Annotated in this window: 18 protein-coding genes and 4 tRNA genes; 7 read left to right on the forward strand and 15 right to left on the reverse strand. The window is 61.9% G+C overall.

Annotated features, from left to right (window positions below; genetic code table 11):
- The first annotated feature begins 24 nt into the window (after window positions 1–24).
- The 5 genes from ACEN9T_RS19000 (at window position 25) to ACEN9T_RS19020 (ending at window position 5,232) form a co-directional block, all read left to right on the forward strand.
- Complete coding sequence (locus tag ACEN9T_RS19000; protein ID WP_413706759.1) at window positions 25–891, forward strand: zinc-dependent peptidase; 867 nt, start codon at window positions 25–27, stop codon at window positions 889–891.
- Window positions 888–1,445, forward strand: coding sequence for a hypothetical protein (locus tag ACEN9T_RS19005; protein WP_413706760.1), 558 nt, complete (start codon window positions 888–890; stop codon window positions 1,443–1,445). The genes ACEN9T_RS19000 and ACEN9T_RS19005 overlap by 4 nt, the downstream gene beginning before the upstream one ends.
- 203 nt (window positions 1,446–1,648) lie before the next feature.
- Entirely contained in the window at window positions 1,649–1,909 is a 261-nt protein-coding gene (locus ACEN9T_RS19010; RefSeq protein ID WP_004626237.1) for a type B 50S ribosomal protein L31, read from the forward strand.
- 169 nt (window positions 1,910–2,078) lie between these two features.
- A complete protein-coding gene (locus ACEN9T_RS19015; RefSeq protein WP_413706761.1) occupies window positions 2,079–3,869 on the forward strand; it encodes an ArnT family glycosyltransferase in 1,791 nt (596 codons plus the stop codon).
- 16 nt (window positions 3,870–3,885) lie between these two features.
- A complete protein-coding gene (locus tag ACEN9T_RS19020) occupies window positions 3,886–5,232 on the forward strand; it encodes an MATE family efflux transporter (RefSeq protein ID WP_413706762.1) in 1,347 nt (448 codons plus the stop codon).
- 101 nt (window positions 5,233–5,333) lie between these two features.
- On the opposite strand, the gene ACEN9T_RS19025 is transcribed toward ACEN9T_RS19020, so the two are convergent.
- From ACEN9T_RS19025 to gltX, 4 genes are all read right to left on the reverse strand, one after another.
- A tRNA-Asp gene (locus tag ACEN9T_RS19025) sits at window positions 5,334–5,410 on the reverse strand.
- A 64-nt stretch (window positions 5,411–5,474) separates the two neighbouring features.
- Window positions 5,475–5,550: transfer RNA gene (locus ACEN9T_RS19030), tRNA-Glu, on the reverse strand.
- A gap of 118 nt (window positions 5,551–5,668) precedes the next feature.
- Window positions 5,669–5,744: transfer RNA gene (locus ACEN9T_RS19035), tRNA-Ala, on the reverse strand.
- Between the two features lie 126 nt (window positions 5,745–5,870).
- Window positions 5,871–7,268, reverse strand: a complete 1,398-nt coding sequence (gltX, locus tag ACEN9T_RS19040) for a glutamate--tRNA ligase (RefSeq protein ID WP_092971489.1) — start codon at window positions 7,266–7,268, stop codon at window positions 5,871–5,873.
- A gap of 205 nt (window positions 7,269–7,473) precedes the next feature.
- Here gltX and ACEN9T_RS19045 point away from each other — a divergent pair, with 205 nt between their 5' ends.
- Window positions 7,474–8,430 (forward strand): patatin-like phospholipase family protein, encoded by a 957-nt coding sequence (locus ACEN9T_RS19045; protein ID WP_092971490.1) that lies wholly within the window; start codon window positions 7,474–7,476, stop codon window positions 8,428–8,430.
- A gap of 67 nt (window positions 8,431–8,497) precedes the next feature.
- Here ACEN9T_RS19045 and ACEN9T_RS19050 read toward each other — a convergent pair whose 3' ends face one another.
- The 5 genes from ACEN9T_RS19050 to ACEN9T_RS19070 all read right to left on the reverse strand — a co-directional run bounded on the left by ACEN9T_RS19050 (window position 8,498) and on the right by ACEN9T_RS19070 (window position 15,133).
- Window positions 8,498–9,145 (reverse strand): C40 family peptidase, encoded by a 648-nt coding sequence (locus ACEN9T_RS19050; RefSeq protein WP_027677664.1) that lies wholly within the window; start codon window positions 9,143–9,145, stop codon window positions 8,498–8,500.
- A gap of 241 nt (window positions 9,146–9,386) precedes the next feature.
- A complete protein-coding gene (locus tag ACEN9T_RS19055) occupies window positions 9,387–11,042 on the reverse strand; it encodes an ABC transporter ATP-binding protein (RefSeq protein WP_092971491.1) in 1,656 nt (551 codons plus the stop codon).
- On the reverse strand, window positions 11,039–12,163 hold the full coding sequence (locus ACEN9T_RS19060) for an ABC transporter permease (protein ID WP_092971492.1): 1,125 nt from the start codon (window positions 12,161–12,163) through the stop codon (window positions 11,039–11,041). The genes ACEN9T_RS19055 and ACEN9T_RS19060 overlap by 4 nt, the downstream gene beginning before the upstream one ends.
- A 14-nt stretch (window positions 12,164–12,177) precedes the next feature.
- Window positions 12,178–13,230, reverse strand: a complete 1,053-nt coding sequence (locus tag ACEN9T_RS19065) for a microcin C ABC transporter permease YejB (protein WP_092971493.1) — start codon at window positions 13,228–13,230, stop codon at window positions 12,178–12,180.
- A gap of 16 nt (window positions 13,231–13,246) precedes the next feature.
- On the reverse strand, window positions 13,247–15,133 hold the full coding sequence (locus tag ACEN9T_RS19070; RefSeq protein WP_413706763.1) for an extracellular solute-binding protein: 1,887 nt from the start codon (window positions 15,131–15,133) through the stop codon (window positions 13,247–13,249).
- Between the two features lie 298 nt (window positions 15,134–15,431).
- Between ACEN9T_RS19070 and fabI the strand changes: the two genes are divergently transcribed.
- On the forward strand, window positions 15,432–16,226 hold the full coding sequence (gene fabI, locus ACEN9T_RS19075; RefSeq protein ID WP_092971495.1) for an enoyl-ACP reductase FabI: 795 nt from the start codon (window positions 15,432–15,434) through the stop codon (window positions 16,224–16,226).
- 195 nt (window positions 16,227–16,421) lie between these two features.
- On the opposite strand, the gene ACEN9T_RS19080 is transcribed toward fabI, so the two are convergent.
- From ACEN9T_RS19080 to cysS, 6 genes are all read right to left on the reverse strand, one after another.
- Window positions 16,422–16,515 (reverse strand) — tRNA-Ser (locus tag ACEN9T_RS19080).
- A 149-nt stretch (window positions 16,516–16,664) separates the two neighbouring features.
- The gene (locus tag ACEN9T_RS19085) at window positions 16,665–17,915 is read right to left on the reverse strand and encodes an aspartate kinase (RefSeq protein WP_092971496.1); all 1,251 of its coding nucleotides are present in this window, start codon (window positions 17,913–17,915) and stop codon (window positions 16,665–16,667) included.
- A gap of 97 nt (window positions 17,916–18,012) precedes the next feature.
- Window positions 18,013–19,431, reverse strand: a complete 1,419-nt coding sequence (tilS, locus tag ACEN9T_RS19090; protein ID WP_413706764.1) for a tRNA lysidine(34) synthetase TilS — start codon at window positions 19,429–19,431, stop codon at window positions 18,013–18,015.
- A complete protein-coding gene (locus tag ACEN9T_RS19095; RefSeq protein WP_092971498.1) occupies window positions 19,400–20,368 on the reverse strand; it encodes an acetyl-CoA carboxylase carboxyltransferase subunit alpha in 969 nt (322 codons plus the stop codon). The genes tilS and ACEN9T_RS19095 overlap by 32 nt, the downstream gene beginning before the upstream one ends.
- 86 nt (window positions 20,369–20,454) lie before the next feature.
- Window positions 20,455–21,333: a DNA-3-methyladenine glycosylase 2 family protein gene (locus tag ACEN9T_RS19100; RefSeq protein WP_413706765.1), complete on the reverse strand. Its 879-nt coding sequence runs from the start codon at window positions 21,331–21,333 to the stop codon at window positions 20,455–20,457.
- Entirely contained in the window at window positions 21,330–22,721 is a 1,392-nt protein-coding gene (gene cysS / locus ACEN9T_RS19105) for a cysteine--tRNA ligase (RefSeq protein ID WP_413706766.1), read from the reverse strand. The genes ACEN9T_RS19100 and cysS overlap by 4 nt, the downstream gene beginning before the upstream one ends.
- Window positions 22,722–22,804: the final 83 nt, after the last annotated feature.

A 22,804-nucleotide genomic window follows, 5' to 3' on the forward strand; every position in this document is an offset into this window, starting at 1 on the left:
GGCGACGGCCGATATACTGGACGCATGCTTTCGTCCGTCCTCCGGTGGTTCTCCGGCCGCGCACGCACGCGGCGCCTGACCCGCTACGCCATCTCTGACGCGCTGTGGTCGCGCGCGCTCGATGGCCTGCCCTTCCTGCTCGACTGGTCTGACGCGGACCTTTCACGTCTGCGTGAAACGGCCACGCTCTTCATCGCCGAAAAGGAATTCACCACCGCGCACGATTTGCCGCTCACCGACGACATGGTGATCAGCATTGCCGTGCAAGCCAGTGTGCCGATCCTGGAGCTGGGCATGTCGTGGTACGGCGGATGGCACGGCGTGGTCATCTACCCGGGCGAGTTCGTCATCCGCAAGGAAGTCATGGATGAAGACGGCGTTGTGCACAACGTGCGTGAAGAAGCTGCCGGTGAGGCATGGGAGCACGGCCCCGTCATCCTCTCGTGGCAGGACATCGAACTGGGGGGTGCGCTGGCCGAGCCAGGCGCGCAGCCGTACAACGTGGTCGTACACGAGTTCGCGCACAAGCTCGACATGCTCAACGGCGAGTCGGATGGTATCCCGGCGTTTTCATCGCGCCTGCATGCCAATGTTGACCGCGAGCAATGGGCAGATGACCTCTATGCTGAATACGACGCCTTTGCCAATCGTTGCGAGCAGATTCCGGAGCGCCGGTGGGGCGACGACCCGATCCTTTCATTGCTCGACCCTTATGGCGTGCAGCATCCGGCCGAGTTCTTTGCGGTAGCGTCGGAAGTGTTCTTCGTCGAACCGGTAGCCTTGCTGGAGACGCTCCCATCGCTGTACGCGCTCCTGCACGCCTTCTACCTGCAAGATCCGGCACGGCGCGTGCTGGACGCTGAGCAACGCCAGGAGGGATTCCTGCCATGACGATTCGCCAAGCACTTCGCACAACGCTGCTCGGTTGTTGTCTCGCTGTCGGCGCAGCGTGGGCGCAACCAACCGTGCCCGTGGTCCTCAGCGTCACCGCGCAATTCGATGGGCAATCCGAAACCAAACGCGTCACACTTTCAGCCGACGAATCCACCACGGGCCAGCATGTGGCACTGCTCGAACGCACCCACACGTACGACGTGGACGGCTCGATGCCGCGCAAAGAATGGGAGGCGCGCTTCGCCGCCGGCCTGCCCGACGACACGATCCCGTTAGGCTGCGACACCACCACCTGCCAATTCATGCGCCACCGCTGGGCCAAGACCGGCGTGGACCTCACCTTGCGGCCGATGGTCGTGTCGGGCGAGTTCCAGACGCTGTCCATCGGCGTAACGCTGCATCGGTTTCAGCCCTCGCCGGACGCCGAGGCCCCCGCACGGGTCGACACCTGGGCGCGCAACCTCGACACCTCGTTGCGCGTCGGCGACACCAAGACCATGGATCTGGATGGTCACGGCGTGCTCACGATCGAGCGCTTGGCCAAACCCTGATCGAAATAGGCTTCTTGGGTCACTTTTCAGCGCGACGGCACGACGGTTTTTGTGGCAAGCGCGTTGCCCAAGCCTTTGTTTCTCTGGCATAATCCTCGTTTCTCCACCCGGCAAGTGATTCGAGGGCTGGTCGCACGGTGGCTCCTACCATGTGAGCACCTGAAGCGCGCCGCGAATTGGCTACCTCTACCCCAGGGCTCATCATGAAAGAAGGCATTCACCCGAATTACCGCGAAGTCGTGTTCCAGGACATGTCCAGCGACTTCAAGTTCATCACCCGCTCGACCATCCAGACCAAGGAAATGATCACGCTGGACGGCAAGGAATATCCGCTGGCCAAGATCGAAGTCTCGTCCGAATCGCACCCGTTCTACACGGGCCAGCAAAAGGTTCTGGACACGGCCGGCCGCGTCGAAAAGTTCCGCAACAAGTTCGGCAGCAAGATCGGCAAGGCTGCCAAGTAATATCGGCGCCGGAGACGGCTCATCAGATGGACCGTCTCACTGGTCAGAAAAAGGCAGCTCCGGCTGCCTTTTTTGTTTCTCGGCACATGGTAGGCCGTTGATTCGGCCCCTTTTTACGATCCGCACGTCGCTGTGCAACCCCGATCGGGCTCGCCCGGTCTGACACTCGATGAACACCACCCGCGTCTCGCGCATCCGCCTGACTGCTGCCGCCACCCGCGAGTTGCCGCGTTGGCTGCTGCTCGCCATCTGCGTGATCTACGGCCTGTCGGGCCTGTTCTCGCGCGACCCGTGGAAGAACGAAGACGCCGCCGGCTTCGGCGCGATGTGGACGCTGGCCACCGGCAACGCGCAGGACTGGCTGATGCCGAACATCGTCGGGCGTCCCGTCGTGCAATCGGGGCCGCTGGTGTTCTGGATCGGCGGCGCGTTCATTCGCCTCTTCGGACAATGGCTGGGTCCAGCGGATGCATCGCGCCTGGCCACCGCCCTCTTCTTCTTCGCCACCAGCGCGTGCATCTGGTATGGCGCCTATCTGCTGGGCCGCCGCGCGGAAGTTCAACCGTTTGAATTCGTCTTCGGTGGCCAACCCAACACGCGCGACTACGGCCGTACGCTGGCCGATGGCGCACTGCTGATCTTCCTAGCCTGCGTAGGCTTGGCGCAACGCGGCCACGAAACAACACCGTTGGTCGGGGCGCTGTGCTTCGTGGCGGTCGCGGTGTATGGCTTGATCCGGGCGTTGGACAAGCCGGTACACGGCAGCCTTATCTATGGCGTCGGCATCGGCTGCCTGTCTCTGGCCGGCGGCCCAATCCTGCCATTGGCAATTACTGTGGCCGTATTGATCGCCGCGCATGGCACGCGCGTGCTGCCGCTGCGTCCGCTGCTGACAGTGGCGCTGCCCGTGTCACTCGCACTGGGGTGCTCATGGCCGGCGGCGGCCTACTTGCTGGCAAATAATCCAACTGACGCCGTGACCTACGTCCGCGAATGGGCACGCTTCGATCGCCACCAATACGCTGGCCCGACAGCGCATTCGCTCGGCTTTGTCGCGCGCAACCTGCCGCTGTTCGCGTGGCCCGTCTGGCCGCTGGCCGCATGGGCGTGGAAGAGCTGGGGCGGCATGCGCACCGCTCCGCATATCACGTTGCCGTTGGCCGTCCTGCTGCCGCAGTTGGTGCTTCTGCTCATGCAGCCTCACCCGGGCGACGACGGTTTCCTGCTGCTGATTCCGCCGATGGCCGTGATGGCCACGTTCGCGCTGCCAACGCTCAAGCGGGGCGCCATCAGCGCAATCGATTGGTTTGCACTGCTGGCCTTCACCATCCTGGGCGGCACGCTATGGCTGCTGTGGATCGCCAAAATGACGGGCTTTCCGCCCCAGCTTGCACGCAACGTGTACCGCATCGTGCCGGGCTACCGACCCGAGTTCAGCTGGACCGCATTGGTCTGCGCGCTGCTCGTGACCGCGGCGTGGGTGCTGATCGTCGTCTGGCGCACATCGCGGGCGCCCAAGGCCATCTGGCGCGCGGTGGTCATCTCGGCCGCCGGCACCACGCTCATGTGGGTGCTGATGATGACGCTGTGGTTGCCCACCATCAACTACGCCAAGACGTACCGCGATGTCGCGCAGTCCGCCGCCCTGGCGCTGCCGCGCACCTACACATGTGTGCAGCCGATCCGCATGGGCGATGCGCAGCTTGCCTCATTCGCATACTTCGGTCACATCCGTTTTGGCAGCGCCGAGGACAACTGCGACATCCTGCTGCGTCATGACCCGTACGACTACGGCGCACCGACGAGCGTCTCCAACTACGAGTGGCGCCTGATCTGGGAAGGTCGCCGCCCCGCCGACCGCGACGAGCACTTCCGCATGTACCGCTTGACGGAGGCAGCGGCCGCCACACATCCGCCGCCCACACAGGCAACCACACGCCGACGCAAGCTGCGTCAGTAACGTTTCCGTAGCCTACATGTTTGTCGCCGACGTCCGCCGCATTACCGAACTGGCTTGGCCAGTACTGATCGGCCAGTTGGCTGTTATCGCCTTCGGCGTACTCGATACGGCAATGGCTGGCCGCGCCTCTGCAGCGGACCTCGCTGCGATCGGGCTCGGCGGGTCGATCTACGTCACGGTGTACATCAGCTTGATGGGCGTGCTGCAAGCGGTCTCGCCCATCGCCGGACAACTCTACGGCGCACAAAGGTACGGCGAGATCGGCGAAGAAGTTCGCCAGGCCGTCTGGCTCGGACTGGTGCTCGCGGCGATCGGCATGCTGATCCTGTGGTTCCCTGCCCCACTGCTGCACCTGGCAGACGCCACGCCAGAGCTCGCCGAGAAAGCCACTGCCTATTTGCGGTATGAAGCACTCGCGTTGCCTGCAGCGCTCGGCTTCCGGATCTACTCTGCGTTGAACAACGCGCTGTCGCGCCCCGTGATGGTGACAGTACTGCAGCTCGCCGGGCTCGCCATCAAGTTTCCGCTCAACGCATTGTTTCTGTACGGCGGCATGGGCGTCCCCGCGATGGGTGGCCCCGGCTGCGCACTCGCCTCGATGATCATCAGCTGGCTATGGTTCGTCGCAGCGGCTGCCATTTTGATGCGCAATCCGGCTTACAAGCCGTTCGCGATTTTCACGCACTACTCACCACCCAACCGTGCGCGGCTGTGGGCGCTGGTACGTCTGGGGGTGCCGATGGGCTTCACCTACCTGATCGAGATCACGTCGTTCACGCTGATGGCGATCTTCATCGCGCGCCTTGGCACGGTGGTCCTGGCCGGGCATCAGATTGCCGCCAACCTTGGAGCGGTTGCGTATATGGTGCCGCTCTCGCTATCAATCGCAACGTCCACGTTGGCTGCGCAATCAATCGGCGCCCGCGATCGCGTAGCAGCGCGACGCATCTCGCTGAATGGCATCAAGTTGGCGGTGATGTGCGCGGTCATCGTTGGCGCGGCCGTGTTGTTCTTGCGGCGCGAGCTGGTCAGCCTCTACACGCACGATGACACTGTCCTGGCAATCGCGGTGCCGCTGTTGCCTTTCATCGCCTTTTACCAGATGTTCGATGCCCTGCAGGTCATGACAGCGTTCATCCTGCGCGCATACAAGATCGCGCTCATCCCGACCGTGATCTATGCGCTATCGCTGTGGGGCGTAGGGCTTGGCGGCGGTTATGTGCTCGGCTTTGGGCTGTTGGGGGACATTGCTGCGGCACTGCGCGGCGCAGCTGGTTTCTGGGCCGCCAATGGGCTGAGTTTGATGGTGGCAGGTGCGCTGCTGGTCAGCTATTTCAATCGCGTAAGCCGCGCTGCCGATTAAAGCGAGGTATTCCCCCCTTTAAAGCAGTATCAATCTTGATTTGCGTGGATTGAATTGAAAGCGCAAAAGAAAAAACCCGCTGCAAGCAGCGGGTTTTGATTTGGCGGAGCGGACGGGACTCGAACCCGCGACCCCCGGCGTGACAGGCCGGTATTCTAACCGACTGAACTACCGCTCCGTGTCGGTTGCAAAATCAGCTAGCGACTGATTCTGCTAATGAGCTTCTGGTTAAGCTCTTGTTTTGGCGTCCCCTAGGGGATTCGAACCCCTGTACTCACCGTGAAAGGGTGATGTCCTAGGCCTCTAGACGAAGGGGACAGAAACTGTTTTGCAACGCTTTCTGTCTTACGCTGCGAAGTCCGCTACTATAACGAACTTTTTTGCGTTTTGGAAGCCTCTTTTCAAATTATTTTTTGAATCGAATCTTCCGGCATTTTGGTGGAGCTAAGCGGGATCGAACCGCTGACCTCTTGCATGCCATGCAAGCGCTCTCCCAGCTGAGCTATAGCCCCAAGGTACTGCCTTTTACTGCTTGCTTCTTACTGCATTTCGCTTCGTGTTGCAGCGAAAACAAGAGTATAGGGGAAGTGTTTAGCGCTTGGCAATACCCTTTCGCAAAATTTTTTGCGCCGCACACATCACGCCGCGAGACGATGCAGAACAACGTCGCGGCCGAACAGTTCCAACACTGCATCAATCGACGGTGTTTGCAGTTGTCCCGCTACCAGCAAGCGCACCGGCATCGCCAGCTTCGGCATCTTCCAGCCATTTGCCGCGAGCACTTCCTTGAAGACGACACCAATGGCCTCGCGCTTCCACTCGGGCAGCGCGCTGAGTTTCTCAGCCAGCGCGGCAATGCCCGGACGCACATCGTCGGTGAGGTGCTGTGCGGCCAGTTCCGGCTCGACAGAGATATCCGTACGATAGAACAGCAGCGCCGTCTGGCCGACTTCACGGAGCGTGTTGGCGCGATCCTTTACCAGGGCGATCACATCTGCCAGCACGGGGCCGCCATCCACCTTGCCACCCAGCTCTTCAATGAACGGCTTCACCAGACCAGCCAGACGCGCGTTGTCGGCCTGCTTGATGTAGTGGTTGTTCAGCCAGGCGAGCTTCTCAGGGTTGTATTGCGCAGGCGACTTGCCCAGGTGCTCGAGGTCGAACCACTCGATGAACTGCTCGCGCGAAAAGATTTCGGCATCGCCGTGCGCCCAGCCCAGGCGGGCGAGGTAATTGACGATGGCTTCGGGCAGATAGCCAGCATCACGATAACCCGTAACAGCCATGGCACCGTGGCGCTTGCTCATCTTCTCGCCCTGCTCGTTGAGCACGGTCGGCAGGTGAGCATAGACCGGCGGCGTACCGCCCAGCGCGCGCAGGATGTTGATCTGGCGGGGCGTGTTGTTGACGTGGTCGTCGCCGCGAATCACATGGGTGATCTGCATGTCCATGTCATCCACGACCACACAGAAGTTGTATGTGGGCGTACCGTCAGGACGCGCGATCACGAGGTCATCGAGTTCGTCGTTGGAGATCTCGATGCGGCCCTTCACTGCGTCGTCCCACACGACACTGCCCCCGATGGGGTTCTTGAAGCGGATCACCGGCTGCACGCCCGCCGGCGGCGTCGGCAAAACCTTGCCCGGTGCCGGGCGCCAAGTCCCGTCGTAACGGGGCTTTTCGCCGCGCTCGCGTTGCGCTTCGCGCAGGGCGTCGAGTTCTTCGGTGCTCATGTAGCACGGGTAAGCCAGTTCCTGCTGAACCATCTGCGCGACCACGGCGCGGTAACGGTCCATGCGCTGCATCTGGTAGAACGGGCCTTCATCGATGTCCATGTCCAGCCAGTCCATCGCCTCGAGGATCACGTCGACAGCTTCCTGGCTGGAACGCTCCACATCGGTGTCTTCGATGCGCAGGATGAAGTCTCCCTTCATCTTGCGTGCGAAAGCCCACGGATAGAGTGCCGAGCGGATGTTGCCGAGGTGGATGAAGCCGGTGGGGCTGGGAGCGAAACGAGTGCGGACGCGCTGTGTCATAGGAATGGCTGAACGAATAAGGCCGCGTAGTCGGACCGCGAGCGCGGATCCTGAGCGGCCTCTATCAAAACCGAAATTATAGCAACCGTGCCACGCATATCCGGCCGACCTGTCGCTGAACTTTGGCACAATGGCGGCCGGCCGCAGTGCGCTCGGTTACGACTGAACATCACTGCGCGGCATACCAAACCGCCCCAACCTCCTCATGCAACGCCGCCTCTTCCTGGGCGCCGCCGGCGCCTCCGTCCTCTCCGCCTGCACCGTGACGGGTTTCTCGTCCGGCAAAACCGAAACGCCCCTCACCCCCGCCACAGCGGTGCTGCCGCCCACAGCCCAGCCCGCCACACAGCCCGTGCGGATCGGGTTGGCATTGGGCGGCGGTGCCGCGCGCGGTTTTGCGCACATCGGCGTCATCAAGATGCTGGAAGCCCAAGGTATTCAGATCGACTTCATCACCGGCACCAGCGCCGGTAGCGTGGTGGCGGCGATCTACGCATCGGGTATGTCGGGGCTGGAAATGAACCGCATGGCGCTCAAGATGGACGAGGCCATGATCGCCGACTGGGCGCTGCCGTTCGGCACGCGCTTCGGCGGCTGGCTCAAGGGCGAGGCGCTGGAGAAGTACATCAACCGGCTGGTCAAGCAGAAGTCCATCGAGCAGATGCACATTCCACTGGGCATCGTCGCGACGGACCTCGCGAGCGGCAAGCCGATCCTGTTCCGGCGCGGCAATACTGGTCAGGCTGTGCGTGCGTCGTGCAGCATCCCCGGTGTGTTCCAGCCGGTAACGATCAGCGGCCGCCAGTACGTGGACGGGGGGCTGGTGGCGCCCGTGCCCGTGACGTACGTCAAGCAGATGGGCGCAACGTTCGTGATTGCAGTGAATATCTCGGCAGACCCGTCCAACCAGGCGGTGTCGGGGCAGGCGAGCATGCTGCTGCAGACGACGGCCATCATGGGTCAGAGCATCAACAAGACCGAGCTGGCCCAGGCGGACGTGGTGATCACACCGTCGCTACCGTTCGTTAAGGGCAGCGACTTCACCGCGCGCAACGAGGCGATTCTGGCAGGCGAGCAGGCTGCCCAAGCCGCCATGCCGCTGCTGCGGGAGAAGCTGCATCTGACGCAGACCATCGTCGGCACCCCGCTGCCGTCGCACTAAATACCCCCTTTGGGAGACAACAAAAAAGACCGCCGCAGCGGTCTTTTTTCTATTGTGTGACAGCGAATCAACCGCCGTACATGGCCAGGGGCTTGCCGGCGGCGTTCGGGTCGACGCGCTTGAGTTGCTCGACAAAGTTGTCGGCGCCGTCCTTGATGGCGGCACCGGAGTTGCCTTCGATGCGACGGGCGCCGTTGTAGCGCGTCACCCAGTACGAGGCGGTCATGTCATCCACGCGGATCTTGCTTCCCGTGGACGGCGCATGCACAAACTTGTTATCGCCGATATAGATACCGACGTGCGAGAAGGTGTGGCGCATGGTGTTGAAGAACACCAAATCGCCAGGACGCAGTTCAGCTGTGTCTACGCTGGTGCCGACACGGCTCATTTCTACAGCGCGGCGCGGCAGCAGGAAGCCGAAGGTGTCGTTGAAGACATAGCGAACAAAGCCGCTGCAGTCGAGGCCCGATTCCGGTGTGTTGCCACCGAAACGGTAGCGCAGGCCGATCATGCCTAGTGCGTTCATGACCACGTCGCCGGTCTTGCTCATCACGTTGGAGATGAGGCCCGGTTTGGCTTCGGGCTTGACGTCGGCGCGGACTTCCGTGTCCTTGAAGACCGTATCAGCATGCACTGCATTCGACACGATCACGCCGCAGCCGATCACAACCCCTACCGCCAGGCGCGCCATGGAATGAAGTACGAAATGCTGCATTGGTTCTCCCTCGGAAACTCGTGATGATGTGGCAAACATATGCCGCCGCAAATGAGAACAGTCCGAATCTTGTTAAAACAATCTCGCAGGATGATAAAAGTGACACTTTGACTTGTCAAAGGTCGTTACAAATTCTTCGGAATCCACATGCAAATCAGGCACTTAGACATGACTTTAGATGCGCATTCTTACAAAAACAGCGCATCAAAACTGCACTGATTTGGGGCACAAGCGGTGGGTTTTACGGGTTATCCCGCGCAGGGATGAGTGAGGCAGCCGCCATCAGCTTGCAAGTGTAGGGGTGCGAGGGGGACGCCAACACCGCTTCAGTGTCGCCCTCTTCCACCACTTTTCCATCCTTCATCACCACCACGCGATGTGACATCGCGCGGATGACGGCAAGGTCGTGGCTGATGAATAGATACGACAGGTTGTACTTTTTCTGAAGGGCTGACAGCAGTGAAAGCACCTGCTGCTGGATCGACACATCAAGTGCGGAAGTCGGCTCATCAAGCACCAGCAACTGCGGCTTGAGGATCAGCACACGGGCAATGGCGACGCGCTGGCGCTGCCCGCCCGAGAATTCATGTGGATAGCGGCCCAGCGCCGTGCGGTCCAGACCGACTTCGCGCAGGGCTTCGATCACGCGGTGACGGCGCTCTGTAGCGTTGACGTGCGGTTGATGCAGCGCGAGCCCTTCGCCGACGATCTCCTCGATCGTCATTCGCGGCGACAGCGAGCCGTACGGGTCCTGAAACACCACCTGCATGCGCGCACGCACAGCGCGGCGCTCGTCGCGCGAAATACGTAGCAGCGAGTTGCCGAGGAAGCGCAAGTCGCCGCTCTTTGCCGCCTGCAGCCCGAGCAGCGTCTGGGCGAGCGTGGTCTTGCCAGAGCCCGATTCACCCACGATGCCGAGCGTCTCGCCTTCGCGCAGTTGCAGCGACACGGAATCGACCGCGGTAAACGGGTCGGATCTGAACCAGCCGGCAAACCCGGGGCGATGGCGTTCGTAGGTAACGGTCAACTTGTCGGCTTCGAGCAGCACGGGTGCAAGCGGCACCAGTGGCAGCACGTCGCGCTGCGGGCGGCTCTCAAGCAAGCGCACGGTGTACGGATGCTGAGGCGCGGCAAATACGTCGGCCGTGTTGCCGGTTTCGACCAAGACGCCCCGCTCCATCACGCCCACGCGCTCGGCAAAGGCGCGCACCATGTTCAGGTCGTGCGTGATCAGCATGATGGCCATGCCGAACTCGGCCTGCAGTTCGCGCAGCAATTGCAGGATCTGCATGCGCACCGTCACGTCCAGCGCGGTGGTCGGCTCGTCGGCCAGCAGCAACTTCGGCGAGCAAGCCAGGGCCATGGCGATCATTGCGCGCTGGCGCTGGCCACCCGATAGTTGGTGTGGAAAAGCGTCAAACCGGCGCGACGCCTCGGCGATGCCGGTGCGCTCCAGCAGCGCAATTGCACGTGCCTTAGCGGCGCGCTTGTCCAGGCCTTCGTGCAGCTCCAGCGTTTCGACGATCTGGTTGCCAATCGTGTACAGCGGATTGAGCGCCGTCATCGGTTCTTGGAACACCATGGCGACATCGGCGCCACGCAGGCCGCGCATCTCGCGCTCGCTCGCGGCCAACAAGTCGCGGCCTTCGAGCAGGATGCGGCCGCTGTATTGCGCATCGGCCAGCAATCGCATGATCGATAGCGCAGTCACTGACTTGCCCGAGCCGGATTCGCCCACCAAAGCGAAGCGTTCGCCAGCGTGCAAGTCGAGCGAGACATGCTTGACGGCTTCCGTCACTTCGCCGTGCTCCGATTCGAAATGCACACACAAGTCATCCAAGCGCAGCAGCGGACCGTCGGACTTCGGTGCGGAAGAACGCAGATCGACGCGGGTCATTTCACCCCCGCCGGTTTCTGGCGCGTGCGCAGTTGCGCGAATGACAGGCGCGTGTCGAAGGCATCGCGCAGCGCGTCGCCCATGAAGGTCAACAGCACGAGGGTCAGCACAAGCACCACGAATGTCGACAGAGAGATCCACCATGCATCGAGGTTGGCCTTGCCCTGTGCGAGAAGTTCACCAAGGCTGGGTGTGGATGGCGGCACGCCGAGGCCTAGGAAATCCAGGCTGGTGAGCGCAAGAATGGCTGCACTCATGCGGAACGGCAGGAAGGTGATCACGGGCGTCAGGCTATTGGGCATGATGTGGCGCCACATGATCTGCCAACTGGACAGGCCCATCGCTCGCGCGGCCTTCACATAGTCAAGCGAGCGGTTGCGGTAGAACTCGGCACGCACGTAATCCGACAGGCTCATCCAGCCGAACAGCGATAGCAGGATGATCAGCAGCCCGAGGCTGGGGGTGAAGATCGACGCAAAGATGATCAGCAGGTACAGCTCCGGCATCGAACTCCAGATTTCTATCAGCCGTTGCGACACCATGTCGAAGCGCCCGCCAAAGAAGCCCATCAGCGCGCCGGTCAATGTGCCGACCAGCACGCCCAGCACCGTGAGCGCCAGCCCGAACAGCACCGAGACACGGAAGCCATACAGCAGCCGCGCAAACACATCGCGGCCGCGGTCATCGGTGCCGAGCCAGTTCTCGGCAGAGGGCGGCGCGGGGTTGGGCTCTTTCGAAAAGTAGTTCAGCGTCTCGTACGAATACGGATTGGGCGGGTAAATCGCAAAGCTTCCCGGCTCCTTGAACTTGTCTCGGATGAACGGATCGAGGTAATCCGTCGGGGTCGGAAAATCGCCGCCGAAGGTCGTCTCGGGGTATGCCTTCACGATCGGGAAATACCAGTGACCGTGGTACTTGACCACTAGCGGGCGGTCATTGGAAATGCATTCGGCGCCCAGACTGAGCACGAACAGCACCACGAAGATGAGCAGACTCCAATAGCCCAGCCGATGCTGCTTGAAGCGGCGCCACGCACGCTTGAGGGGGGACGGCGAATGTCTCACCGGATGCGGCGCTGCCGTATTGGTTGGATGCGTGGAAGTGCGCGAATACTGGGTCATGGTTGCCGGCCCGCCTATCGTCCGACCGAGCCGAAATGGATACGCGGATCAACCAGCACATAGCACACGTCGGAAATCAACCGCGCAGCCAGCCCAATCAGCGTGAACAGATACAGCGTACCGAGCACGACCGGATAATCGCGCCGCATCACCGCCTCATACGACAGCAAGCCCATGCCATCGAGCGAGAACAGTTGCTCGATCAGCAGCGACCCCGTGAAAAATGCACCGATGAAGGCCGACGGGAAGCCTGTCACCAAAGGCAGCAGCGCGTTGCGGAAGATGTGCTTCCACAGCACGCGCCGCTCCGACAGCCCCTTGCTGCGCGCCGTCAGCACGTACTGCTTGCGGATTTCCTCCAGGAACGCGTTCTTCGTCAGCATGGTGATGACGGCAAAGCTGCCCACCACCGACGCCATGACAGGCAGCGTGATGTGCCAAAGGTAATCCGTGATCTTGCCGAGCAGGCTGAGCTGATCCCAGTTGTCGGATGTGATGCCGCGGATCGGGAACCACTGGAAGAAGGTGCCGCCGCCAAACAGCACCAGCAGCAACACCCCAAGCACGAACCCGGGAATGGCGTAGCCGACCAACACGATGATGCTGGTCACCAGATCAAACCGGCTGCCCGCCCGCACCGCCTTCGCAATGCCGAGCGGCACCGCTATCAGGTACGTGAGAAAGAATGTCCACAACCCGATCGAAATGGACACCGGTAATTTCGACTTGACGAGATCCCACACGCTGCGATGCTGGAAGTAGCTCTCACCCAGATCGAAGCGTGCAAAACGGCCAAGCATCAGGAAGTAACGCTCAACGGGGCTCTTGTCGAAACCATACAAGGCGCGGATTTCCTTGATTTTCTCGGCATCCACGCCGCGACGGCCGCGATAGTCGAACGCGCCGCCACCGCTAGCCTCGCCGCCGGCGCCCCGCCCCTTCATCTCCATCATCATCTGTTCGACCGGGCCACCGGGCACGAACTGGATCACGACAAACGTGAGCGTGATCACGCCGATCAGCGTCGGGATGAGAAGCAGCAACCGTTTGATCAGGTACGCGAACATGGTGTCACCGATGCGGTCATTTGGCAGCCGATTGGGCGGATTCCGGCGTCCGCCACCAGGCCGTCAGTACCCAGGCCTCTGCCGAGTAGTAATAGGGCAGACGATCCGGGTACATTAGGTTCTTGTTGTAGGCCACGCGGTGCGAAGCCGAATACCAGTGCGGAATTACATAGCAGCCTTGCATCAGCACGCGGTCAAACGCGCGTGAAGCGGTGACCAGTTCGTCGCGATTGTCGGCGCGTAGCACGTCGTCGATCAGCGCGTCCACGGCCGGCGATTTCAGGCCGATCACGTTGTCCGAGCCAGCTTCATCAGCCGCAGCGGAGCCGAAGCGGTCTTTCAGCTCGTTGCCAGGGCTTTGCGAATCGGGAAAGCGCAGCGAGATCATGTCGAAATCGAACTCTTCCAACCGCTTCTGGTAGAGCGCGAAATCGGTCATACGCTGGTTGACCTGAATGCCGAGCTTCTCAAGATTGCGCGCATACGCAGCCATGACGCGGCTCATGGCGCCCCCATCGTCGAGCATCTCGAAGACAAACGGCTCGCCCTTGCTATTGCGCAGCGCGCCGTCTGCGTACGTCCAACCGGCCTGGGCCAGTAGGCGGCGCGCCTGCCGCAGGTTGTCACGCAGTGAGCTTGGAGGGTCAGTTGAAGGCGGTGCCGGCAGCACGCCAAACACCTCCGGATCGAGCTTGCTGCGCAGCGGCTCCAGCAACGCCAATTCGCCCTTGCTGGGCATGCCCGTCAGCGAATCGGACGCGGCCAGCTCGCTATTGGCGAAATAACTGTCGAGCCGGCGATAGGCGCCATAGAAAAGCTGGCGATTGAGCCATTCGAAATCGAGCGCCAGCGCCAGCGCCTTGCGCACCCGAAGATCCTGGAACAACGGTCGCCGCAGGTTCATTACAAAGCCCTGCATGCCCGCGCCGTTGCGATGCGGGAATTCGCTCTTGATCAGCTCGCCGCTGCGGAACTTCACGCCAACGTAACTCTTGGCCCAGTTCTTGGCGCGGTATTCGACCATGGCGTCGTACTCGCCGGCCTTGAAGGCTTCGAGGCGGGCGGTTTCATCCTTGTAGAGCTTGTACTGGATGCGTTCGAAATTGAACGAGCCACGGCGCACGTTCAGGTCGCGGCCCCAATATTCGGGATTGCGCCGAAAGGTAATGCCGCGCGACGGATCAAAGCGTTCGATCACATACGGGCCGCTGGCAATCGGATCCTGGAAGGTCAGCTTGTCGAACGCGACATCCTTGCCGCCATCCGGGTCGTCGGGCTTGCCGCTGCCCTTGCCCCACTTTGGCGAGAACACCGGCAACCCGCCGACGATGAGCGGCAGCTCCTTGTTCTTGCGCTTGAACTCGAAGCGGATGGTGCTCGCGTCCACCACCGTCACCTTGGCCACATCCGCTGTCATGCTGCGGTAGGCGGGGCTTGCGCCCTTGCCCATCAGCATGTCGTAGGAGTATTTGACGTCCGACGCACGGACGCGATCGCCGTTGGAGAATCGCGCGCGCGGATTGATGTGGAACGTGACCGAAAGCTCGTCAGGGGCGACCGTCACGTCGTCCGCGAGCAGCCCATAGCCGCTGGCGGTCTCGTCCCAACTCGTAATGAGCAGGCTTTCGAAGACAAGCTGATTGAGCCCCGGCGCCGACGTCCCCTTGATCGTGAACGGATTGAACTTGTCGAAGCTCGTGCGCCGGTCGGGGTTGCCGAGCAGCAGCATGCCGCCGATGGGCGCCTTCGGGTTCAGATAGCCGAAGTTCGAGAAACCGGCTGGATACTTGAGGTCGCCATATTCGGCGTAGCCATGGGCCGCCCAGGCGGGTGTCGCGCAGATCGCCGCCAGCAGGCTGACCAGCGCCATGAATCGCTTGTGTGTCGCAACGCGCACGCTCATTGCGCCCCTTGCCCCCAAAGTCCTTGCATGCGTTGATCCGATTGATCGCTGTCTGAAAAACTGTTTTCGACGATTCTAACGCCCTCACACGGCAATCCCACCAATTCCGGCCCGGGGATCGTCCCGCATTGACAAGGCTGGCAGCGGTTGTGCGGCACTGCGCAAATACGGAGCCGCCCCGCGCTTTCCGGTATGATCGCGCCCACCTAATTGCCTCGCGCCCGGGATACCGACGCTGCCTAAGCGCAGTGACGAGTGACCACAGCGCGACGTTGCCCCACATTTGTACGGAGAAACCATGGGATTCCTCGCTGGCAAGCGCATTCTGATTACCGGCCTTCTGTCCAACCGCTCGATCGCCTACGGCATCGCCAACGCATGCAAGCGCGAGGGCGCGGAACTGGCCTTCACCTACGTCGGCGAACGCTTTAAGGACCGAATTACTGAATTCGCTACCGAGTTCGACAGCAAACTGGTGTTTGATTGCGACGTCGGCAGCGATGAACAGATCGCCAAAGTGTTCGAAGACCTCGGTCAGCACTGGGGCCACTTCGACGGCCTCGTGCACTCGATCGGCTTTGCACCGCGCGAAGCGATTGCCGGCAACTTCATGGACGGCCTGTCGCGCGAATCATTCCGCATCGCGCACGACATCTCGGCGTACAGCTTCCCCGCGCTGGCGAAGGCCGCGCTGCCGATGCTCTCGCCCAATGCTTCGCTGCTCGCCCTGACGTACCTGGGTGCCGAGCGCATCGTCCCGAACTACAACACGATGGGCCTGGCCAAGGCATCGCTGGAAGCCGGCGTGCGCTACCTGGCGGGCGCGCTCGGGCCGAAGGGCATTCGCGCCAACGGCATCTCCGCCGGCCCGATCAAGACGCTCGCGGCCTCCGGCATCAAGGATTTCGGCAAGCTGCTGAAGTACATGGAAGACGTGGCCCCGCTGCGCCGTAACGTCACGATCGAGGAAGTCGGCAACGTGGCTGCGTTCCTGCTGTCGGACCTGGCCAGCGGCGTGACCGGCGAGATCACCTACGTCGATTGCGGCTTCAACGTGACCGCAGGCGTGCCGGAGAGCGTCGGCCAAGGCTGATGCATTGATGATGCGCGCGCCATCTTCGGATGGGGCGCGCATGTCAGACTGCGACTCATACAGAGCAACAGACAAAGAAAAAGCCCGCATGGCGCAAACCATGCGGGCTTTTTGACGTGCAGTGCAATGCGAGCCGTCACGTCAGCTCGACTCGCATCCGCCTGTTATGCGCGCTTCCCGCGAGAAGCGCCAAACTGGCGGAGACGGAGGGATTCGAACCCTCGATCCAGGTTTTGGCCCGGATGCTCCCTTAGCAGGGGAGTGCCTTCGACCTCTCGGCCACGTCTCCCAAACTTGCGTCACACGAAGGAGCCCGTGCAACGAAGCGCGTATTCTAGCCACTTCACCCCACCCGGTCAACGGCAACTGCACGACACGCGGTGAGAATCTGTGGCCCCGAGGGTCGCCACCCCGGCCATCCGGTGCTAGCTCAGCCGATTACGCCTGATCCAGCTCGAACGCCTTGTGGAGTGCGCGCACGGCCAGCTCCATGTACTTCTCATCGATCAGCACCGAGATCTTGATTTCCGAGGTGGAGATCATCTGAATGTTGATGCCCTCTTCCGACAGCGTGCGGAACATCTTGCTGGCGATGCCCACGTGCGAACGCATGCCCACACCCACCACAGAAACCTTCGACACCTTCGGGTCGCCCGACACGCTGGCCGCACCGATATGCGCCTTCACGCTGTCGTTCAGGATCGCCAGGGCGCGCTGGTATTCACCACGCGGCACGGTGAAGGTGAAGTCCGTCTTGCCTTCCACCGACTGGTTCTGAATGATCATGTCGACGTCGATATTGGCGTCGGCGACCGGGCCCAGGATCTGATACGCGATGCCAGGCTTGTCCGGCACACCGATCACGGTGATCTTGGCTTCGTCGCGGGCAAAGGCGATGCCGGAAATGGCGGCGGCTTCCATGTTCGAATCTTCCTCAAAAGTAATCAGCGTGCCCGAGTTCATCTCGATGTCGAGCGGCATCAGCGGGTCGGTCAGCGACGACAGCACGCGGGTCTTCACGCGGTACTTGCCGGCAAACTCCACCGAGCGAATCTGCAGCACCTTGGAACCGAGGCTGGCCATTTCCAGCATCTCTTCGAAGGTAATCTTGTCCAGGCGACGGGCATCGTCCACCACGCGCGGGTCGGTCGTGTACACGCCGTCGACGTCGGTGTAGATCAGGCATTCGTCGGCTTCGAGCGCAGCGGCAACCGCCACGGCCGAGGTATCCGAACCGCCACGGCCCAGCGTGGTGATGTGGCCTTCGCTATCGATACCCTGGAAACCCGTGATGACGACCACGCGACCGGCGTCGAGATCCGCGCGCACGCGCTCGTCGTCGATCGACTGGATACGAGCCTTGGTGTAAGCCGAATCGGTCTTCACAGGCACTTGCCAGCCGGTGTAGCTACGGGCATCGATGCCTTCGGCGTGCAGCGCGATGGCCAGCAGACCCACGCTCACCTGCTCGCCGGTCGAGGCAATCATGTCGAGTTCACGCGGGTCGGGCTGGGCCGAAATCTCTTTGGCCATGCCCAGCAGGCGATTGGTTTCGCCAGACATAGCCGATGGAACGACCACGATCTGGTGACCTGCGCGGTGCCACTTGGCAACGCGCTTGGCGACATTCTTGATGCGTTCAACCGAACCCATCGAGGTGCCACCGTACTTGTGAACGATGAGAGCCATCTTGGAAAGATCAGGAGGAGGCGAAGCGGTGCAAAAGCTTTTGAAAATACAGCAATTTGCATCGATCGGCAAGCAATTCACTCCGTGACAATGTGTGTCAGGGCGCACCTTCGGCGGCTGCAGTCCATGTGATCTGCCAGCCAGCCCCGCTGTGCGTGGCGGCCCGATTCATTCCCAGCCCAGCTGCGAACACGAGCATCTCTCCCGCATAGAGCAGCGGCAACCGCTGGCGTTCCCACGCCGGAATGCCGGCCTCCTGATACGCCTGTTTGAGCGCTCGGGACGGTGCGCCGGAGCGCAGCACGATGCGTTCGCCACCGCGGCGTGGCGACAGCGACAGCGGCGCTTTCAAGGCTTGTGCAGCAACGCCATCACTTGCCACGGGCGCAAACAGCAGCGTCCCGCCCCATGCGGCTACATTCACGCGTTGCTCAGTTCGAAGCTCCGGTTCAAACGCCGTCGCTCCAATGGCTACCGCGACCGGCTCCAATGCTTCGTTGGCGCCGGCGTCGACACGAGCAACCCCGCGGTAGCGCCTGACTTGTACCGCAGATAATTCAATGCACAGCGCGCCATCGTCTCGCGCGTCAATCAGTTGCGTACGCAGATCCTCAAGGCGACGCGTGGACAACGCGCGCATTCCTGAATCGGCCAACCAGGCACGCAGCACCGCACGCTGACGTGGCGCGGATAGCGCAATCAGCGCCGCCACATCCAACCCATCCGCCGAAGCGATATGCATCAAATCGGCCCGTGCGATCTCGTCGATCAACGCGGCGGCATCCGCCAAGTGCCCAGCGCTGCGGGACAGCGCTTCGCGATACGCCGGGAAATGATTCGCCATGCCCGAAAGCAGCGGACGCAACGCGTTCCTTGCGTAGCGTGCGTCGGTGTTGGATGGGTCCTCGACCCAACTGAGTGCGTGGGTGTGCGCATACAGTTCGATCTCGCTACGCGGTGCATCCACCCATGGACGCAACAACGTGACAGCACCCGCTCGAGCCATTGGCATGGCAGCGAGGCCATGAAGACCGGCGCCACGCATCAATTGCAGCAGGACGGTTTCAGCCTGGTCATCCTGATGATGCGCCGTCAGCAGAATGGAGGCCCCCGTCTGCGCGCAAAGCGCTTCGAGCGCGGCATATCGGGCGTCGCGCGCCGCTTCCTCAACGCCCTGCCCCGCATCGATCGCCACATGGACGCGACGCGCGTAAAACGCAACACCGGCTGCTTCTGCCATGCGTTGGCAGGCGCATTCCCAGACATCGGCATCGGCCTGCAAGCCATGGTGGATGTGCAGGGCAACGAGCTGCACGCGTGCACCCGAATCACGCCACGCAGCACTTGCGTGCAGAAGCGCGGCGGAATCACGGCCGCCCGACAGGGCAATCGCCACAATTGGAGTTTCGGACCCGCCAGAAGCAACAAAGGCCGCACACGCGGCAACGCGTTGTGCGACCTTGTTGACGAGATCAGCCGACGAATCAGCGGACTTCGGTTTCCTTGAACTTGCCATAAGCCATCAGGCGCTCGTGCCGGCGCGTCTGGAGTTCCGATGTCTTCATGCCCTGGAACTGGCGCAGCGACTCGGCCAGCGCGCGCTTGAGCATCGTCGCCATGTTCTTCGGATCGCGATGCGCGCCGCCCAGCGGCTCGTTGACGATCTTGTCGATCAGGCCCAGCGCCTTAAGACGATGCGCGGTCAGGCCCAGTGCCTCGGCGGCTTCCGGCGCTTTCTCTGCGGTCTTCCACAGGATCGACGCGCAGCCTTCCGGCGAAATCACGGCGTACGTGGCGAACTGCAGCATGATCACGGAATCGCCCATGGCGATGGCCAATGCACCGCCAGAACCGCCTTCACCGATGATGGTGGCGATCAGGGGCACCTTCAGGCCGGCCATCACAAACAGGTTGTGACCGATGGCTTCGGATTGGCCGCGTTCTTCCGCATCAATGCCCGGGAATGCGCCCGGTGTATCCACGAAGGTGAAGATCGGCAGACCGAACTTATCGGCCAGCTCCATCAGGCGCTTGGCCTTGCGGTAGCCCTCGGGCTTGGACATGCCGAAGTTGCGCAGCGCGCGCTCCTTCGTATCGCGGCCCTTCTGGTGACCGATCACCATGCAAGCCTGGCCATTGAAGCGCGCCAGACCGCCCACGATCGACAGGTCGTCTGCAAAGGTGCGGTCGCCGTGCAATTCGTGGAAGTCGGTAAAGATCTCGCGGACGTAATCGAGCGTGTACGGACGCTGCGGGTGCCGGGCGATCTGCGCGACCTGCCATGGCGTCAGGTTGGCGTACAGATCTTTGGTGAGCTGCTGGCTCTTGGAAGCCAGGCGGGAAATTTCTTCAGAAATGTCGACAGCGGAATCGTCTTGTACGAAGCGAAGTTCTTCGATCTTCGCCTCAAGTTCTGCGATCGGCTGCTCGAACTCCAGGAAGGTTGTTTTCATGGATCTTCTGAAAGGCTCTTGAAGGCGCGCATTCTACCGGATTTTGACCGCCGGGCGACGCGCTCCGTTTCATCGGAATGAACAGATCAATAGGTGGTCGCCGTGTCGAGACTGCGCCACATATACCACGTGGCCACGGTGCGCCACGGTTCCCAGTTGGCGGCCACTTCACGCGCTTCGCTGCGAGTGACGGGCTCGCCACTGAAATAATTTTGTGAAATCGCGTTGATGAGCCCGATATCGTCCAGCGGCAGCACATTCGGGCGCATTAGATTGAACATCAGGAACATCTCGGCCGTCCATCGACCGATGCCGCGAATCTGCGTCAACTCGGCAATCACGTCCTCGTCTTCCATCTCGGCCCACTTGGCAACGTGCACGGTGCCGTTACGAAAGTGGTCGGCTAGGTCAAGGATGTACTCGGCCTTGCGCTTGGACAGGCCGCACCCTGCCAGCTTCTCTTGGCCGGCGCGCAGGAACTGGGCAGGCACAAGTTTGGGGCACGCAGTCACAACTCGTTCCCACACCGATTGCGCGGCCTTGACTGAAATCTGCTGACCGACAATCGACCTCGCCAGCGTGACGAACGGGTCGCCACGGGAAGCCAAGTGCGCCGGGCCGTACGTCGGGATGATCTTACGCAGGATGCGGTCGCGCTTCATCAGGTCTGCGCAGGCTTCTTGCCAATACTCGGGTGGGCCTGAGAGGACCACTTCTGCTGGCACAGGTAGTGCCTCGCTGGCGGCAAGCGTTTCGGGCAGCGGCACCTTGCTTGCAGGCGCAGGCATGCGTTTGGCCGGGGACTTGGCAGGCTTGATCGCCGCACTCTTGGCGACGACCGACTTGCTCGCCACACCATCGACCTTCTTGGCGGCCACCTTCTTGGCAGACGGCACTTTCACCGCCGGCGTTTTCTTGGCGGCTGTGCTGCGCACTACGTTGGCTTTCTTGGCCACCGCGTTCATGCGCGTCTCCACTCGGTCAGGCCACCCGGTTTGTCTTCCAGAACGATGCCAGCGGCCAGCAACTCGGCACGGATGGCGTCCGCACGGGCGAAGTCGCGGGCAGCCTTGGCCGCGCGGCGCTCTTCGATACGCGCTTCCACTTCTGCGCCGTCCAGGCCATCGGCCGACACGCCACTCTGCAGGAACGCGTGCGGATCCCGGCCCAGCAGGCCCAGCACACCGGCCAACGCAGCCAGTTGATTGGTCAGCTCGGGCGAGCGCGTCTTGTTCACCTCGCTCGCCAGCTCAAACAGCACCGACACGGCGACCGGCGTATTGAAGTCGTCATTCATCGCTTCGAGGAAGCGCTTAGCGTGCGACTCGCTCCAGTCGGGCTTTGCACCGGCCGCGGCGGGCACATCCTTCAGCGCGGTGTACAGGCGCGTAAGCGCATGGCGCGCGTCGTCGAGGTGCGCGTCGCTGTAGTTCAAGTCGCTCCGATAGTGCGAGCGCAGGATGAAGAAACGCACGACCTCCGCGTCATACACCTTCAGCACGTCGCGGATGGTGAAGAAGTTGCCGAGCGACTTCGACATCTTTTCGTCATTCACACGCACGAAGCCGTTGTGCATCCACGTGTTGACGAACGTCTTGCCGGTCGCGCCCTCGGACTGCGCAATTTCATTCTCGTGATGCGGGAACTGCAGATCGGCGCCGCCGCCGTGCAGGTCGAAATGCTCGCCTAGCAGCTCGCAGCTCATCGCCGAGCACTCGATATGCCAGCCCGGGCGGCCCTCGCCCCACGGCGAGGCCCAGCGTGATTCAGCCGGTTCTTCAGCTTTGGCGGATTTCCACAACACGAAGTCGAGGGGATCCTGCTTGGCATCGTTGGCAGCCACGCGCTCGCCCGCACGCAGGTCTTCGAGCGACTTGCCCGACAGCTTGCCGTAACCGGGAAACTTGCGCACCGCGTAGTTCACGTCGCCGTCGGTCGCCTGATAGGCGAGGCCGTTCGCCTGCAGCCTGCCGATCATGTTCAGCATCTGCGGCACGTATTCGGTGGCGCGGGGCTCGTGGTCGGGGCGCTGCACGCCAAGCGCATCGGCGTCTTCGTGCATGGCAGCGATGAAGCGGCCGGTGAGCGCGCTCATCGTCTCGCCGTTCTCGACCGCGCGCTTGATGATCTTGTCGTCGATGTCGGTGATGTTGCGCACGTAGGTCACGTCGTAACCTGACGCGCGCAACCAACGCTGCACCATATCGAACACCACCATGACCCGCGCATGCCCGACGTGACAGTAGTCGTACACCGTCATCCCGCACACGTACATGCGTACGCGGCCGGGCTCGATGGGGACGAACGTCTGTTTCTCACGCGCGAGCGTGTTGTAGATCTTGAGTGATTCCATGAAGCGGTGTCGGGAGACTCAGCGCGCCGCGCATGCGATGTACAACGTTGCGGGCGGACCAAATTGGAGGCAATTGGCGCCGG

This window comes from Ralstonia sp. Ralssp110 (assembly GCF_047325135.1).
In the GTDB taxonomy this organism is placed as follows: domain Bacteria; phylum Pseudomonadota; class Gammaproteobacteria; order Burkholderiales; family Burkholderiaceae; genus Ralstonia; species Ralstonia mojiangensis.